At 58.3% G+C, this 12,824-nt stretch carries 14 protein-coding genes; 8 read left to right on the top strand and 6 right to left on the bottom strand.

The window, feature by feature from the left end; all coding sequences use genetic code 11:
• The first annotated feature begins 318 nt into the window (after positions 1-318).
• Positions 319-549 (top strand): ribbon-helix-helix protein, CopG family, encoded by a 231-nt coding sequence (locus HZB29_07265; protein MBI5815395.1) that lies wholly within the window; start codon positions 319-321, stop codon positions 547-549.
• Between the two features lie 89 nt (positions 550-638).
• Positions 639-1,445, top strand: coding sequence for a PhzF family phenazine biosynthesis protein (locus tag HZB29_07260; protein ID MBI5815394.1), 807 nt, complete (start codon positions 639-641; stop codon positions 1,443-1,445).
• Here the strand turns inward: HZB29_07260 and HZB29_07255 are convergent.
• From HZB29_07255 to HZB29_07235, 5 genes are read right to left on the bottom strand one after another with little or no spacing between them, the layout of a single operon-like run.
• Positions 1,436-1,636: a DUF2283 domain-containing protein gene (locus tag HZB29_07255; GenBank protein MBI5815393.1), complete on the bottom strand. Its 201-nt coding sequence runs from the start codon at positions 1,634-1,636 to the stop codon at positions 1,436-1,438. The two genes, HZB29_07260 and HZB29_07255, sit on opposite strands and share 10 nt — an antisense overlap.
• A 4-nt stretch (positions 1,637-1,640) precedes the next feature.
• Complete coding sequence (locus HZB29_07250) at positions 1,641-3,041, bottom strand: sigma-54-dependent Fis family transcriptional regulator (protein MBI5815392.1); 1,401 nt, start codon at positions 3,039-3,041, stop codon at positions 1,641-1,643.
• The gene (locus HZB29_07245; GenBank protein ID MBI5815391.1) at positions 3,038-3,514 is read right to left on the bottom strand and encodes a type II toxin-antitoxin system VapC family toxin; all 477 of its coding nucleotides are present in this window, start codon (positions 3,512-3,514) and stop codon (positions 3,038-3,040) included. The genes HZB29_07250 and HZB29_07245 overlap by 4 nt, the downstream gene beginning before the upstream one ends.
• On the bottom strand, positions 3,505-3,735 hold the full coding sequence (locus HZB29_07240; GenBank protein ID MBI5815390.1) for a hypothetical protein: 231 nt from the start codon (positions 3,733-3,735) through the stop codon (positions 3,505-3,507). Before HZB29_07240 ends, HZB29_07245 begins: the two co-directional genes overlap by 10 nt.
• A 52-nt stretch (positions 3,736-3,787) precedes the next feature.
• Positions 3,788-5,074 (bottom strand): GAF domain-containing protein, encoded by a 1,287-nt coding sequence (locus HZB29_07235; protein MBI5815389.1) that lies wholly within the window; start codon positions 5,072-5,074, stop codon positions 3,788-3,790.
• Positions 5,075-5,165: 91 nt separating this feature from the next.
• On the opposite strand from HZB29_07235, the gene HZB29_07230 reads away from it, so the two are divergent.
• The 6 genes from HZB29_07230 (at position 5,166) to HZB29_07205 (ending at position 11,964) form a co-directional block, all read left to right on the top strand.
• Positions 5,166-6,032 (top strand): hypothetical protein, encoded by an 867-nt coding sequence (locus tag HZB29_07230; protein MBI5815388.1) that lies wholly within the window; start codon positions 5,166-5,168, stop codon positions 6,030-6,032.
• Between the two features lie 13 nt (positions 6,033-6,045).
• Positions 6,046-6,549: an RDD family protein gene (locus HZB29_07225; protein MBI5815387.1), complete on the top strand. Its 504-nt coding sequence runs from the start codon at positions 6,046-6,048 to the stop codon at positions 6,547-6,549.
• A gap of 118 nt (positions 6,550-6,667) precedes the next feature.
• The gene (locus HZB29_07220; GenBank protein ID MBI5815386.1) at positions 6,668-7,813 is read left to right on the top strand and encodes an alanine--glyoxylate aminotransferase family protein; all 1,146 of its coding nucleotides are present in this window, start codon (positions 6,668-6,670) and stop codon (positions 7,811-7,813) included.
• A gap of 9 nt (positions 7,814-7,822) precedes the next feature.
• Positions 7,823-9,400, top strand: a complete 1,578-nt coding sequence (locus HZB29_07215; protein MBI5815385.1) for a phosphoglycerate dehydrogenase — start codon at positions 7,823-7,825, stop codon at positions 9,398-9,400.
• Positions 9,397-10,671, top strand: a complete 1,275-nt coding sequence (hisZ, locus tag HZB29_07210) for an ATP phosphoribosyltransferase regulatory subunit (protein ID MBI5815384.1) — start codon at positions 9,397-9,399, stop codon at positions 10,669-10,671. The genes HZB29_07215 and hisZ overlap by 4 nt, the downstream gene beginning before the upstream one ends.
• An 18-nt stretch (positions 10,672-10,689) precedes the next feature.
• Positions 10,690-11,964: an adenylosuccinate synthase gene (locus tag HZB29_07205; protein ID MBI5815383.1), complete on the top strand. Its 1,275-nt coding sequence runs from the start codon at positions 10,690-10,692 to the stop codon at positions 11,962-11,964.
• A gap of 83 nt (positions 11,965-12,047) precedes the next feature.
• Here the strand turns inward: HZB29_07205 and HZB29_07200 are convergent, their stop codons facing one another.
• A complete protein-coding gene (locus tag HZB29_07200; protein MBI5815382.1) occupies positions 12,048-12,656 on the bottom strand; it encodes a hypothetical protein in 609 nt (202 codons plus the stop codon).
• Positions 12,657-12,824 lie beyond the last annotated feature (168 nt).

Genomic DNA, 12,824 nt, shown 5'->3' with positions numbered 1-12,824 from the left:
CAGGTTGAGGAAAGTGAGCGGTTATAAACACCTGCCAGAACTGCGTGAGATCATGAAACGGGCTCTGGCGGGGAAGATAATGGTGAAAGCGGCGTGACGGTCATGCCGGGAGTTTCAACTAAAAAAGGGATTGACTCTTTTCAATGAAGAGGGTTATTTAGTCGGCATTTACTCCGGCAGATTAAAATCAACTACAATTGGCATTGTGTGGGGAGCTAGGCATATTTTGTGCGGCATCGGGCAAATGGACTTCAAGGAATTTATTGCTGACTTGAAGAGGAATAAGACTGTTTGATAATTGTTATACTGGAACATAATATGCGGACAGCAAAAATCGCCCTCAGCTTGGATGAAAAGGTCCTTGCCAGGCTGGACCATTTGGTCAAGAAACACGTTTTCCCGAACCGGAGCAAAGCCATTCAGGCCGCTGTCCAGGAAAAGATTGCGCAAGTGGAGCATCGGCGGTTGGCGAGGGAATGCGCCAAGCTCGACCCGGTTTTTGAGAAGGCGATGGCCGAAGAGGGCTTTTCGGCGGAGCTTGCACGATAATACAGGACGCTATAAAGTTATCATTAACTTCTTAAAGTAATGATAACGAAATATCGTCATGCCAGTCCTTCAATACGTCTGATAAAAACATGAAATCCATCCCCATCCTTTGCGTTGACGCTTTCACATCAAGACCGTTTTCCGGCAATCCGGCGGCGGTGTGCCTGCTGGACGAACCGGCTCCGGACGGCTGGATGCAGTCGCTGGCGGGGGAGATGAACCTTTCGGAGACGGCGTTCCCGATCAAGACCGGCGGCAACGAATTCAATCTGCGCTGGATGACCCCAACGGTTGAGGTGGACCTTTGCGGCCACGCCACGCTGGCGGCGGCCCACGCGCTTTGGACAAAAGGGCGGGCGGACAAATCAAAACCGATCACTTTCAACACCCGGAGCGGCGCGCTGGTTGCATCGCTTACAGACGGCGGCATCACGCTGGATTTCCCTCTGGCAAAACCAGAACCCTGCCCGCCGCAGCCGGAGCTTATCGCGGCGCTTTGCGCCGTCAATCCGATGAACGTGGAGAGGGGCGGGCCCGATTACCTTGTGGAACTTTGCTGCGCGCCGGACGTGCGGGAGATATCGCCTGATTTCGTGGCCCTCGCCAAAATCCCCATGCGCGGCGTGATCGTCACAGCGGCAGGGGACGAGGCGGGCGTTGATTTCGTCTCCCGCTTTTTCGCCCCCGCCGCCGGGATAAACGAAGACCCGGTCACAGGCTCCGCCCATTGCGCCCTGGCGCCATACTGGGCCGGCAAGCTGGCCAAAACTTCTTTTAACGCCCGCCAAGTCTCAAAACGTGGAGGGGAGTTGACTGTGGAGATACGCGGCGAGCGGGTTTTGATTACGGGACGCGCCGTGACGGTGTGGGAGGGAGCGGTTGCCAGCTATTCCTGAACTATAGTGTAATCCATAGCACGGGGATTCTCCGTGCGTTTGGACGCGTCAAGTATTTCAAGGCCGACGATGTTGCCTTCTTTGTCGTAATCCAGAATCACGCCAGGTTTGTCCTCGTCGCTTTCCTCGATTTTGGAATTGCTCAGGACAATACGCAATACATCCACTTGCGTGTTGTATGTAACTTTCACCTCCTCACTCCTCCCCTTCCTTCTCCTTTTTCACCTCTATCCCAAGCTTCTTGATCTTGTACCACATGCTCCGTTCGGTGACGTTGAGGTCGGCGGCGGCCTTGTTCTGCCGCCAGTCGTTGCGCTCCAGGGCGGAAAGGATGATGCCCCGCTCGAACTCTTCCACCGCACGGTCCAGGTCGCGCACATCGGCGGCGGGGGGAACATGAGCAGTAGCCGTGGCGCCCGCGTTATGGCGGATGGCCGCCGGCAGATGTTCCACCGCTATGGTGTCACCGTCGCACATCACCACGGAGCGTTCGATGGTGTTCTCCAGTTCGCGCACGTTGCCCGGCCACGGATACGCCATAAGCGCGCTTAATGTTTCGGGCGCCAGTTTTTTCAACGCCGCGCAATTCTCATCGCAGAACCTTTTGACAAAATGCTCCACAAGCTCGGGTATGTCCTCCTTGCGCTCCCGCAACGGCGGCAGGTGGATCACCAGCACGTTGAGCCGGTAGAAAAGGTCCAGCCGGAACTCCTTTTCCTCGATGGCCCTGGCAAGGTCGCGGTTTGTGGCGGCGATGATCCTGATGTCCACCTTGCGCGGGGTGTGACTGCCCACGCGTTCCACCTCCCGCTCCTGCATGGCGCGCAATATCTTGGCCTGGGTGGGCATGGCCATGTCCCCTATCTCGTCCAGGAATATCGTGCCGCCGTTGGCCGCCTCGAATTTTCCCATGCGCGCGTCCACCCCGGTTGCCACGTTTTTCTCTATCCCGAAAAGCTCCGCCTCCAAAAGCGTTTCCGGCACGGCGGCGCAGTTGACGCGGACGAAGGGCTTCTCCGCCCGGTCGGAGTTGTAATGGATCGCCCGGGCGATAAGTTCCTTGCCGCTGCCTGTCTCCCCGGTGATGAGGACCGTGGAGCGCACGCGAGCGGCGCGGGCGGTCATGTCGTAAACGTCCATCATTTTGCCGGAAGCCCCCACGATGGAGCCGAACTTGTACCGAGTCTTAAGATCGTGCTTGAGTTCCCGGTTTTCACGGACCAGCTTGCCTGTGCGCACGGCGTTTTCCAGCGCTGAATAAAGCTCGTCCGGGTCCACCGGCTTTAAAATATAATTAAACGCCCCCTGTTTCATCGCCTCCACGGCGATCTTTATGTCCCGCTCGCCTGTGAGTATTATCACCGGCAGGTCCGGATCGGTCTCGCGCAATTGGCGCATCATGTCAAGCCCGGTGGTGTCGGGCATGTAATAGTCCAGTATCGCGGCGTCGAACAGGCCGGGGGAGAACTCCCGCTTCGCGTCCCCGAAGGTGAGGCAGGGGGTCACCTCGTATTTCTTCAATTTGAGGAACTGCTCCACCACCTGGAGCGAGTTGAGGTCGTCGTCAACGACCAGGATGTTTTCTTTTACTGTCATGGTTGAAGTGCCACCGTTTCATCCATCTCATCCGACGCTTCGGAGATCAAGACCACATCTATGCCGGAAATGGGCCTCAACTTTTTGTCATTTGTGATCAAAGCGCCGCATTTTAACGCCAAGGCAGTCGCCGCGTGAATTGCGTCCGGCAGGAGCAGTCTTGGAGATTGAGCGCGCAGCCGCGCGGCCTCGATCAAGATATCACGGCCGATTTTTTCTATGTGCAGGGAATCAGAAGTCTCAAGCGCGCCCATATACAAGTTTGCCAACGCTTCATTATTGTCCATCATCGGCTTGACAAGGGTTTCCATCAGCGTAAGCTCGCTTGTGAACGCGGCCAAGCCTCCGGCGTCGATAATTCGAAAAAGCTCGCCAATCACCTTTTGGTGGTTGGGATGCCCTTCAAGCAGATAAATGAAGATATTGGCGTCAAGATAGACCTTGCCCCCTTTTATCTTTGCGCCTATTCCCATTCGTCCCGCAATTTACGAATAAATGCGTCTGCCTCATCAGAAGTCTTGAACGCCCCCTTCCCGGCGCCGATAAGGCTGCTCAACGTCCTCTTTTGAGTGGCCTTTGCGTCTTTTGGGCAGATAATCACTTCGACATGCGATCCCGGCTCAAGTCCTGTCGAACGGATTTCAATTACTCCGCCCGGCAGGACAACAGTTTCCTGCCTGATAGGATTGTCCATATATCACATGCCTCCCTAAAAGCAATTATACAAAACTTCGCTCATGAACACATCACATGTTGCCGGCCTTGACGTTCTCCAATTCCCTTCTGTCGGCCAATGTCCTGGGCCATCTGAATTCTATCCCAAATCCTTTTCCCTCGGCGGACGTGGCCGTGATGTGGCCATAATGAAGTTCGACGATCCTTTTGACCGTCGGCAGCCCCAGCCCCACCCCCCTGTTTTTCACCCCCGCCTGGTAATATTCGTCGAACAACAGGCCCACCTGGCCGTGCGCCACGCCATGGCCGTCATTGCGCACGGAGCAGATTATCTCCTGCCCCTCCTGCTTTACTTCAACGGATATTTCCGACTGGCCGTATTTCACCGCGTTGCCCACAAGGTTCAAAAATACCCGCTCCATCTGCGCCACGTCGAAGTCCGCCTCAAGCGCGCCCAGGGTGGGAGCTTGGCCCAGGCCCGCCTTCATGCCGTTGATGGAGAACGTAAGGCGGCGCATCTTCATTTCCGGCTCCAGGTGCGATATCACCGGGACCAGCGCCCGGAAAACGTCTGCCCGCTCGATATTGAGCGCCAGCTTCCCCGATTTTATCTTGGCGTACACCAGTATGTCCTCCACGAACCGGGTGATGCGCGCTGTGGAGTTGACAAGGGATGTGGCCAGCTCCATCACCTTCTCCGGCGGGGTTTCCGGCGGCAGGCCCTTTAAAAGCCTCGCAAAGCCGGACACGGGGCTCACCAGCGAAAGCAGGTCGTGCGTCAATGAAAAGTAAAGACGCTCCTTTTCTATCTCCCGCTCCAGGACCTCTTCGTACAACCGGGCGTTTTCCATCGCCACGGCGCATTGGGCCGCCACCGTGGAAAGAAGCGCGATGGCCCTCTCGTCATAAAGCCCCGCCTTGCCGTAGCTTTGTATCGATAGCGCCCCGACAACCTCCTCCTGGAACTGCAACGGCACCCCGAGCCACGATTTGGCCGGGCTTCCTCCGTGGCGTATGCCCAGGGCGGCGCATTCGGCCACCGTGTCGCTTTTTATCAGCAGATGCGTCCGGTTCTTGATTATCCAGGAATTCATCCCGTCCGAGAGGGGATAGACCTCCGGCCTTTTCAGGTTCGACCCGTCGGCGAAATAGCTTGCAAGGAATTTGAGTTCCCGCCGCTGCCCGTCATACTGGACGACGTTCACCTCGTCCGTCTCGATCACCCTGCCGAGGTTCTGGACGATTTCACGCACCATTTCCTTGAGGGTCAGCTTGGAGGTGATCAGACGTCCGATCGTGTTGACGGTCTGAAGGTCGACCTCTCCCAAGGCTCCGGTGACACTGGCCGAATCGGGCATTTATCCCACTAATGTTGACTATTTCAATTATTTATATAATAATTAATCGGTAAAATATATCCAAATAAAAAGACCGAAGGGGAAATAGCCCATGAAATGCCCTCACTGCAACTATGTGAGCTTCGAGTATTTGAACACCTGCCGCAAATGCTCGAAAGACTTGAGCTCCCACAAATCCCAGTTTGGCATTGAATACCTGGAGCCTGTTTCCCTCGGCATACTCACTTTCGTTGAAAGAGGCCCGGCGGCCGCCGTGGAGGCGGAACAGGCCGCGTCCACATTTGACACCGGGGATTTCGGGTTCGCCTCCGAATCGGACACTGGCGGGCATGTGGTCATCGAGGACCAGGAGCCTGCCGCCGCCACCTTCGCTGAGAGCGGGACTGACGAAATGGCGCTCGACTTTGGCGGAGGGGACATAGCAATACCCGAGATTTCCGCCGCGCCGGAAGAAGAGGCCGCCTCCGAAATACAGGTAGGAAGCGCGGATTTGGGCGAAATCGCCTCTGACAGCGGATTCTCCTTGAACCTGGGGGACGAACTGGGCGAGGGCGGCGGCCTTTCCATAAACCTGGACGATACAGGCGGCCAGGCCGGGGCCGGGACGGAAGAAAGCGGCGGGGAGATATCACTTTCGCTGGACGCGCTCGAAGATGAAGTCACGCAGGTCTCCAGTGCGGCGCAGCCCGCAAACGAGCAGGTGGTCATCGGCGATGAAGCGCTCACGGGCATTGAATTTAATTTCGACACAGACTCCACGTTGGAAATAAAGCCCGGGACGTCCGCTCCGGCGCCGGAAAAGAAGGCCGGTGGAGAGGATGAGTTCGCCGACCTGGACCTGTCGCTGGACGACAAGAACCTTTTCGGCGAAGGGGGAGGCGAAAAGCAGGGAGATGAGATAGACCTGGGGGACATCGACCTTAAATTGGGCGATGACGACCTGGGCCTGAAATTCTGACCGACCGGCGTTGATGGAAGAAATCATTTCCAGCGGCGCGGTTCCGCCCATTCCCGCCTCCGGGCATACTGTTTTCCAGCCCGCTCCGCCTCCAATCCTCCAATACTCACCGTTCGCAAGCCGCCTTTTCGCTTATTTTATAGACAATTGCATTGTTTCGGCGGCGATCCTGTTCCTTATGGTGATTTCCTTTTCCACTGTGGACTTTTTCTCCGGCGCAGGGGACGTGTGGCCACTTTTCTGGCTTGCCTTCTGGTTTTACAACATTGTTTTTATTGGGTATTTCACCCTAAGCCAAGGATTGAGCGGGCAAACCTTCGGCAAATACCTTCTGGGGATACAGGTGGTCATGGCCGATGGAGCGCCCATATCCATAGGCAGGGCGCTTGCCCGGACGATAGGGTATTACATCAGCGGACTTTTCCTTTACGCCGGCTTTATCATCTCCCTTTTCGACAAAAGAAGGCAGACCTTCCACGACAAAATCGCAGGAACGGTTGTTGTGGAAAAGAATTGACCGCGCCGTTATAATCTACCGGGTTGCGTGGCCTTGGCCCCCTCCGGCGTATTTTCAAAGGAACGGGGTGGACGCTTGTTAAAAAACCGCATTAGAAGCGAATGGAGACTTTCCGCCCATGAAAAAGAAGTATCTGTTGTCGCCCGGGCCCACACCGGTGCCCGAAGAAGTCCTGCTGGAAATGGCCAAACCGATCATGCACCACCGCACCCCGCAGTTCTCCGCGATTTTCGCCGAGTGCGCCGATGGGATAAAAAAAGTTTTCGGCACGGCCCAGCCGGTGATGATGCTGGCCTCTTCCGGCACCGGGGCGATGGAGGCGGCGGTGACAAACCTGTTCTCTCCGGGGGACACGGCGCTTGTGGTCAACGGGGGCAAGTTCGGCGAGCGCTGGGGAAAAATATCCGAAGCGTACGGGGTCCACGTCGAATGGCTGGACGTGCCCTGGGGACAGGCGGTGTTCGCCCAGGCGATAGAGGAAGCGCTTAACAGAAATCCCAAAATATCGGCGGTGCTCACCCAGGGGTCGGAGACCTCCACGACGGTGGCCCATCCGATCAGGGACATCGCGAAAATCACCTCCAGGCGCGACACGTTGCTTGTGGTGGACGGCATCACCTCCGTGGGTGTGGTGGACATGCCCATGGACGAGTGGGGGATAGACGTGCTTATCACCGGCTCGCAGAAGGCCATGATGCTTCCGCCGGGGCTGGCCTTCATAGCCCTTTCCGAGCGTGCGTGGGCGAAGAGCAAGAGCGCGAAACTGCCGAAGTTTTATTTCGACCTTGCCCGGGAGCGCAAGAACATGAAGGACAACACCACGGCCTACACACCGGCGGTATCGCTTATCCTTGGGCTGCGCAAGGTGCTGGAAATGATGTTCGAAGAGGGGCTGCCCAACGTGTACGCCCGGCACGATCTTATGGCGCGGTCCATCCGGGCAGGGACCGCCGCAATGGGGCTAAAACCGCTGGCTCCGCTGGCTCCGGCAAATTCGGCCACCGGCGTGTTCACTCCGGAAGGGGTGGACGGGAGCAAGCTTTTCAAAGAACTGAGGGACAATTACGGGGTGACCTTCGCCGGCGGCCAGGACGACCTGAAGGGGAAGATCGTGCGCATAGCCCACCTGGGCTATTTCGACACTTACGACATGATCGTGGCGTTAAGCTCGCTGGAGATGGCGCTGGCCAAGTTCGGATACGGCGCCGCCGGGGGCGAAGGGGTCGGCGCGGCGCAGGCTGTGCTCAACGCCAGGTACATGTAAATGGCCGGCATAAGGGTCCTCGTCAGCGACAAGCTTTCTGAAACGGGGCTTGAAATCCTGCGCGCCACGCCCGGTTTCACAGTTGATGTGAAGACCGGGATGAAGCCGGAGGAGCTTATCGCGGCCATACCGGCCTACGACGCGCTGATCATCCGGAGCGCCACCACTGTGACCGAGGCGGTGGTGGAGGCGGCCGCCAATTTAAAGCTGATCGGCCGGGCCGGCGTGGGGGTGGACAACGTGGACGTGAAGGCCTCCTCAAAGCGCGGCGTAGTGGTGATGAACACGCCGGGGGGGAACACCATCACCACCGCGGAGCACACCATCGCCATGATGATGGCGCTGTCCCGCCAGATACCGCTGGCCAACGCCTCGGTGAAGTCTGGCAAGTGGGAAAAAAAGTTCATGGGCAGCGAGCTTTCCGGCAAGACGCTGGGGGTGATCGGGCTTGGCAGGATAGGGTCGCTTGTGGTGCGTCGCGCCCACGGGCTGGACATGAAGGTGATCGGGCACGATCCTTTCATAAACGCGGCGGCGGCTGAGAAAATGGGGGTGGAGCTTGTGACCCTCGACGAGCTTTACGCGCGGTCGGACTTCATAACGGTGCACGCCATCCTCACCCCGGAGACGAAGGGGCTTATCGGGCGTGAGTCGCTGGGCAAGATGAAAAAAGGGGTGCGGATAATAAACTGCGCCCGGGGCGCCCTTGTGGACGAGGAGGCTCTGGCGGAGGCGATACGGGACAAGAAGGTGGCCGGCGCGGCGCTGGACGTTTTTTGCAAGGAGCCGCCGGCGGACTCGCCCCTTGTGGGGCTTGACGAAGTGGTCGCCACTCCCCACCTTGGAGCGTCCACCTACGAGGCGCAGGAGAACGTGGCGGTGGCAATCGCCAAGCAGGTGGCCGGCTATTTCACCACGGGGATAATAGAGAACGCGGTGAACGTCCCCTCCATAGCGCCGGAGCTTATCCCGGTGATGCGGCCATACGTGGCCCTCGGGGAGAAGATCGGGGCGTTCCTGGCGCAGATAGCCGAGGGGGGGCTAAAAAAGATCGAGGTCACCTACATGGGGGAACTGGCGGCGCTGGGGCAAGGGCCCGTCACCCAGTCGGTTATAAAAGGGATACTGGAAGTTTACGTGGGCAAGACGGTGAATTTTGTGAACGCCCCGTTCCTGGCCGAAGCGAGGGGAATCGAGGTGACCGCCACCACAAGCTCGGTGAAGCGCAATTTCGCTTCGCTGCTGGGGCTAAAACTGGTCACCGACGGCGGCGAGGTGAGCGCCGAAGGGGCGGTTTTCGCCGGGGAGGAGCCAAGGCTTGTGAAACTGGACGACTTTTTCCTGGAAGCGCGGCTGTCCGGCGCCATGATAGTCTCCACTAACAACGACAAGCCGGGCGTCATCGGGGCCATCGGCACGTTCCTTGGCGGCAAGAGCATCAACATCGCATCTTTCGAGCTGTCCCGCACGGAGATGGGGGGCAAGGCCATGGCCATCGTCACGGTGGACACCCCCCCCACCCCGGATGACATCCGCGAGATGGAGAAGATACCAAACATCCGCAAGGTGAGGCTGGCCCGGGTATGAGGGACGCCCCCAGAGGGCTTCGCGCCCTCCTGTACGGCGAAGCCGCGGCGAAAGGCCGGCTCGAGCGGGACGCGCTGTCCCTTTTCGAGCGGTGGGGATATTGCCGGGTGGAGACCCCTTCCATGGAGTTCCTCCACATCCTTGCCCGTGGGCTGGACCCGGAAGCGATGAAACGTGTGATAACGTTCACCGATCCGGCGGGAGGGGGCAAACCTCTCGCCCTTCGCCCGGACGTGACCCCGCAGATCGCCCGCATAGCGGCGACGGCGCTGGCGGGCAAACCGGCCCCAATAAGGCTTTGCTATGTGGCCACGGTATACCGATCCGCCGCGCCGGGGACCGGCAACAGAATGGAGCTTCTGCAGGCCGGGGCGGAGCTTATCGGGGTGAACTCCCCTTCGGCAGACGCTGAGATCATCGCGCTGGCGGCCGAATCGCTTCAAAAGCTCATCCCAGGCAAGGCGAAGATAGCCGTGAGCCATATCGGATACATCACCGCCGCCATGGAGGCCCTTGGGCTTGACGGCGTGGCGCGCAACGCCGTGAAACGCGCTTTGGCGAAAAAGAACACCAGGGAACTTGCCGCCGCCTTGGACGGGGCGAACGCCAAAGGGGCCGCGCGCAAGGCGCTGCTTTCGGCCCCGTCGCTTTTCGGCGGGCCGGGGATACTTCGCAAAGCTCCCGTATTCGGCGCCGGATCGCGGCAGGCCATAGACCAGCTGCGCCGGGTGGCCGACGACCTGAAAAGGTACGGCGTGGCGGACTTTGTGGCGATGGATCTTGGGGAAACGCGCGGGCTGGGCTATTACACCGGCGTGACGTTCGAGGGGTTTGCAGGCGGGATCGGGCGCAGCGTCCTTTCCGGGGGCAGGTATGACCAGCTTCTGTCGCTTTACGGCGAAGGGAGGCCGGCCACAGGCTTTGCCATGGACTTAAACGCCATACTGGACAACACCGCCGGCGCAGCCAAAGATGAGGGCTGGACGCTGGCGGACGTTTTGGTGACCGGCCCGGCAAAGTCCGGCGAAGCGGCCATAAAGCTTGCGGCGGCGCTGAGGGGCAAGGGGCTGAAAGTGGCGCGGGACCTGGCCGGGCGATCCATACCCGGCGCGGTTAAATACGCCCGCCAGATGCGGATGGCCAAAGTGGCCGTGGCAGGGGAGCCCAAAGGCCGGGTGAAACTGATAGACACCGCCACAGGCTCCGCCGAAGTGATGACAGTGGAGAAACTATTGCGTTCAATCGGCGCGCGCGCGCGCAAAAACGTATAAGCATTCAGGAAGGGAAACATGCCAGTATCGGTTGTTATCGGGACCCAATGGGGCGACGAGGGAAAAGGAAAGATCGTGGACATCCTCACCGCGCGGACGGACATCGTTGCCCGCTACCAGGGGGGCGCCAACGCCGGGCATACGGTGGTAGTCGGCAAGGAGGAGTATATCCTCCACCTTATCCCCTCCGGCATCCTGCACGAAGGAAAAAAATGCGTGATCGGCGCCGGTGTGGTGATAGACCCGGAGGCGCTCATATCCGAGATGGACGGGCTGGAGAAGCGGGGCTTTAAAATCGCCGGATCGCTGTTCATCTCCAACCGGGCGCACCTTATCATGCCGTACCACAAGATGATGGACAAGGCTTCCGAAACGCGCTCCGGCGGGTCCAAAATCGGCACAACGGGGCGGGGCATCGGCCCGGCATATGCGGACAAGGCCTCACGCACCGGCTTGCGCGTTGGCGACCTTTTCAAGCCGGACTATTTCCGCGCGAGGCTTGCCGCGGCGGTGGAGCAGAAAAACGTGCTTTTCGAAAAGCTGTACGGCTCCACACGGGCGGACGTGAACGAAATCCACGCCACCTACATGGGCTATGCCGGCAGGATAAAAGACATGGTGGCCGACTGCGGCCGGTTCCTGCGCCAGGCGGTGGCCGACGGCAGGAACGTGCTGGCCGAAGGGGCGCAGGGGACAATGCTCGACATTGACCACGGCACATATCCGTTCGTCACTTCATCTCCGGCGGCGTCCGGCGGAGCCTGCACCGGGCTGGGGATACCCCCCACGGCGGTGAAGGAAGTGATCGGGATAATGAAGGCGTACACCACCCGTGTTGGCGAAGGGCCGTTCCCCACCGAGCTTACCGACGGGTTCGGCGAGAGACTGCGCGAGACCGGCGGCGAATACGGCGCCACCACGGGCCGCCCGCGCCGTTGCGGCTGGCTGGACGCGCCTGTTGGGCGATACGCGGTGGAATTAAACGGCGTCACCTCCATAGCGCTCACCAAGCTTGACGTGCTGGACGAATTTGCCGGGATTCCAGTGTGCGTGGGATACGAGGCGGATGGCAAAAAGCTCGATCACGTCCCGGAGGACACGCAGACGCTGGCGGCCTGCAAACCAGTTTACGAGACCCATCCCGGCTGGAAATGCTCAACCTCCGGCGTTTCGGAATACGCCAAGCTGCCGGACAACGCCAAGCGGTACATAGACCGGGTGGAAAAACTTATGGGCGCTCCGGTTGGCATCATCTCAACGGGGCAGAGCCGGGCGGCGACGATAGTGAGGTGAATGTCCAGCCGGGGACTGTGCACGATGTCCAAGGCTGAACATGGTGTATCCGCCGTCTCCGTTGGCGGCGACAAGGAAAAATTTTACTTTCTTTCCTCGCCACAAACTATTCTTGGCCGTTCTTTTAACGGCCACAGAAAGACATCGCTATATGAGTGCTCCCCGCATGGGTCGTAGCGCACTTTCAAAAATCCTCGCCAAGTGTACATATTCAGCATAAGCAGAAAAATTATTGCCGCGTAAATTGCCTTCCTGGAACTTAGAGCGGCGGTTATCACCGCTGGCTGTGACGCTACAGCCACCGCGCCCATAGTCAGAGGAACCAAGGTTTCAATAAAAGCCCTGCTGCCAAAAGAAGCTCCAAACAACCAGCATCCCCATGTGCCATTCGTGATCCAAAGTAAAACAAATACCGTAATGGCGACAATATTGAGATATCTGGTGGATTTATATTTTGCGGCCCCATAAACATTCAACGCCAGCAATACCAAATACCATGGATGGAATACGAACAGTCCATGATGGGAGCTTGCAAGTACGCCGACAATACCAGTCAACCCGCCTGTAAACCCCTCACCTTTATAAGTGTAAATTACAACACTGCCCCAGACACTGTACGTGGTCAAAAGTTGCAAAATTACCGGAGGCAAAACACCCGCAAACAAAACAAACAACTTGGATGGTTCCGTCAACCGGCTTCTTAACAAGTAGCCAAAAAACGGGAAAGTGTCCTAAACTTAGTTGAAACGAAGGTATGACCTCACCTGCTACCATGTTTTTGAACGAAAACAACGGAAAGCAAGGAGGTCACATGAAAAGAGTAAACGGTAACGGGAAAACTGGCAAGGGAAGAATGGATT

The sequence above is a fragment of the Nitrospinota bacterium genome, assembly GCA_016235255.1.
GTDB lineage: Bacteria > Nitrospinota_A > UBA7883 > UBA7883 > JACRLM01 > JACRLM01.
The sequence above is the reverse complement of the archived record's forward strand: the minus strand, read 5'-3'. Positions and strand labels throughout refer to the sequence as shown.

Coding starts and splice junctions, on each gene's coding strand:
- HZB29_07265 (MBI5815395.1), top strand. CDS start 319: ATGCGGACAGCAAAAATCGCCCTCAGCTTGGATGAAAAGGTCCTTGCC.
- HZB29_07260 (MBI5815394.1), top strand. CDS start 639: ATGAAATCCATCCCCATCCTTTGCGTTGACGCTTTCACATCAAGACCG.
- HZB29_07250 (MBI5815392.1), bottom strand. CDS start 3,041: ATGACAGTAAAAGAAAACATCCTGGTCGTTGACGACGACCTCAACTCG.
- HZB29_07245 (MBI5815391.1), bottom strand. CDS start 3,514: ATGGGAATAGGCGCAAAGATAAAAGGGGGCAAGGTCTATCTTGACGCC.
- HZB29_07240 (MBI5815390.1), bottom strand. CDS start 3,735: ATGGACAATCCTATCAGGCAGGAAACTGTTGTCCTGCCGGGCGGAGTA.
- HZB29_07235 (MBI5815389.1), bottom strand. CDS start 5,074: ATGCCCGATTCGGCCAGTGTCACCGGAGCCTTGGGAGAGGTCGACCTT.
- HZB29_07230 (MBI5815388.1), top strand. CDS start 5,166: ATGAAATGCCCTCACTGCAACTATGTGAGCTTCGAGTATTTGAACACC.
- HZB29_07225 (MBI5815387.1), top strand. CDS start 6,046: ATGGAAGAAATCATTTCCAGCGGCGCGGTTCCGCCCATTCCCGCCTCC.
- HZB29_07220 (MBI5815386.1), top strand. CDS start 6,668: ATGAAAAAGAAGTATCTGTTGTCGCCCGGGCCCACACCGGTGCCCGAA.
- hisZ (MBI5815384.1), top strand. CDS start 9,397: ATGAGGGACGCCCCCAGAGGGCTTCGCGCCCTCCTGTACGGCGAAGCC.
- HZB29_07205 (MBI5815383.1), top strand. CDS start 10,690: ATGCCAGTATCGGTTGTTATCGGGACCCAATGGGGCGACGAGGGAAAA.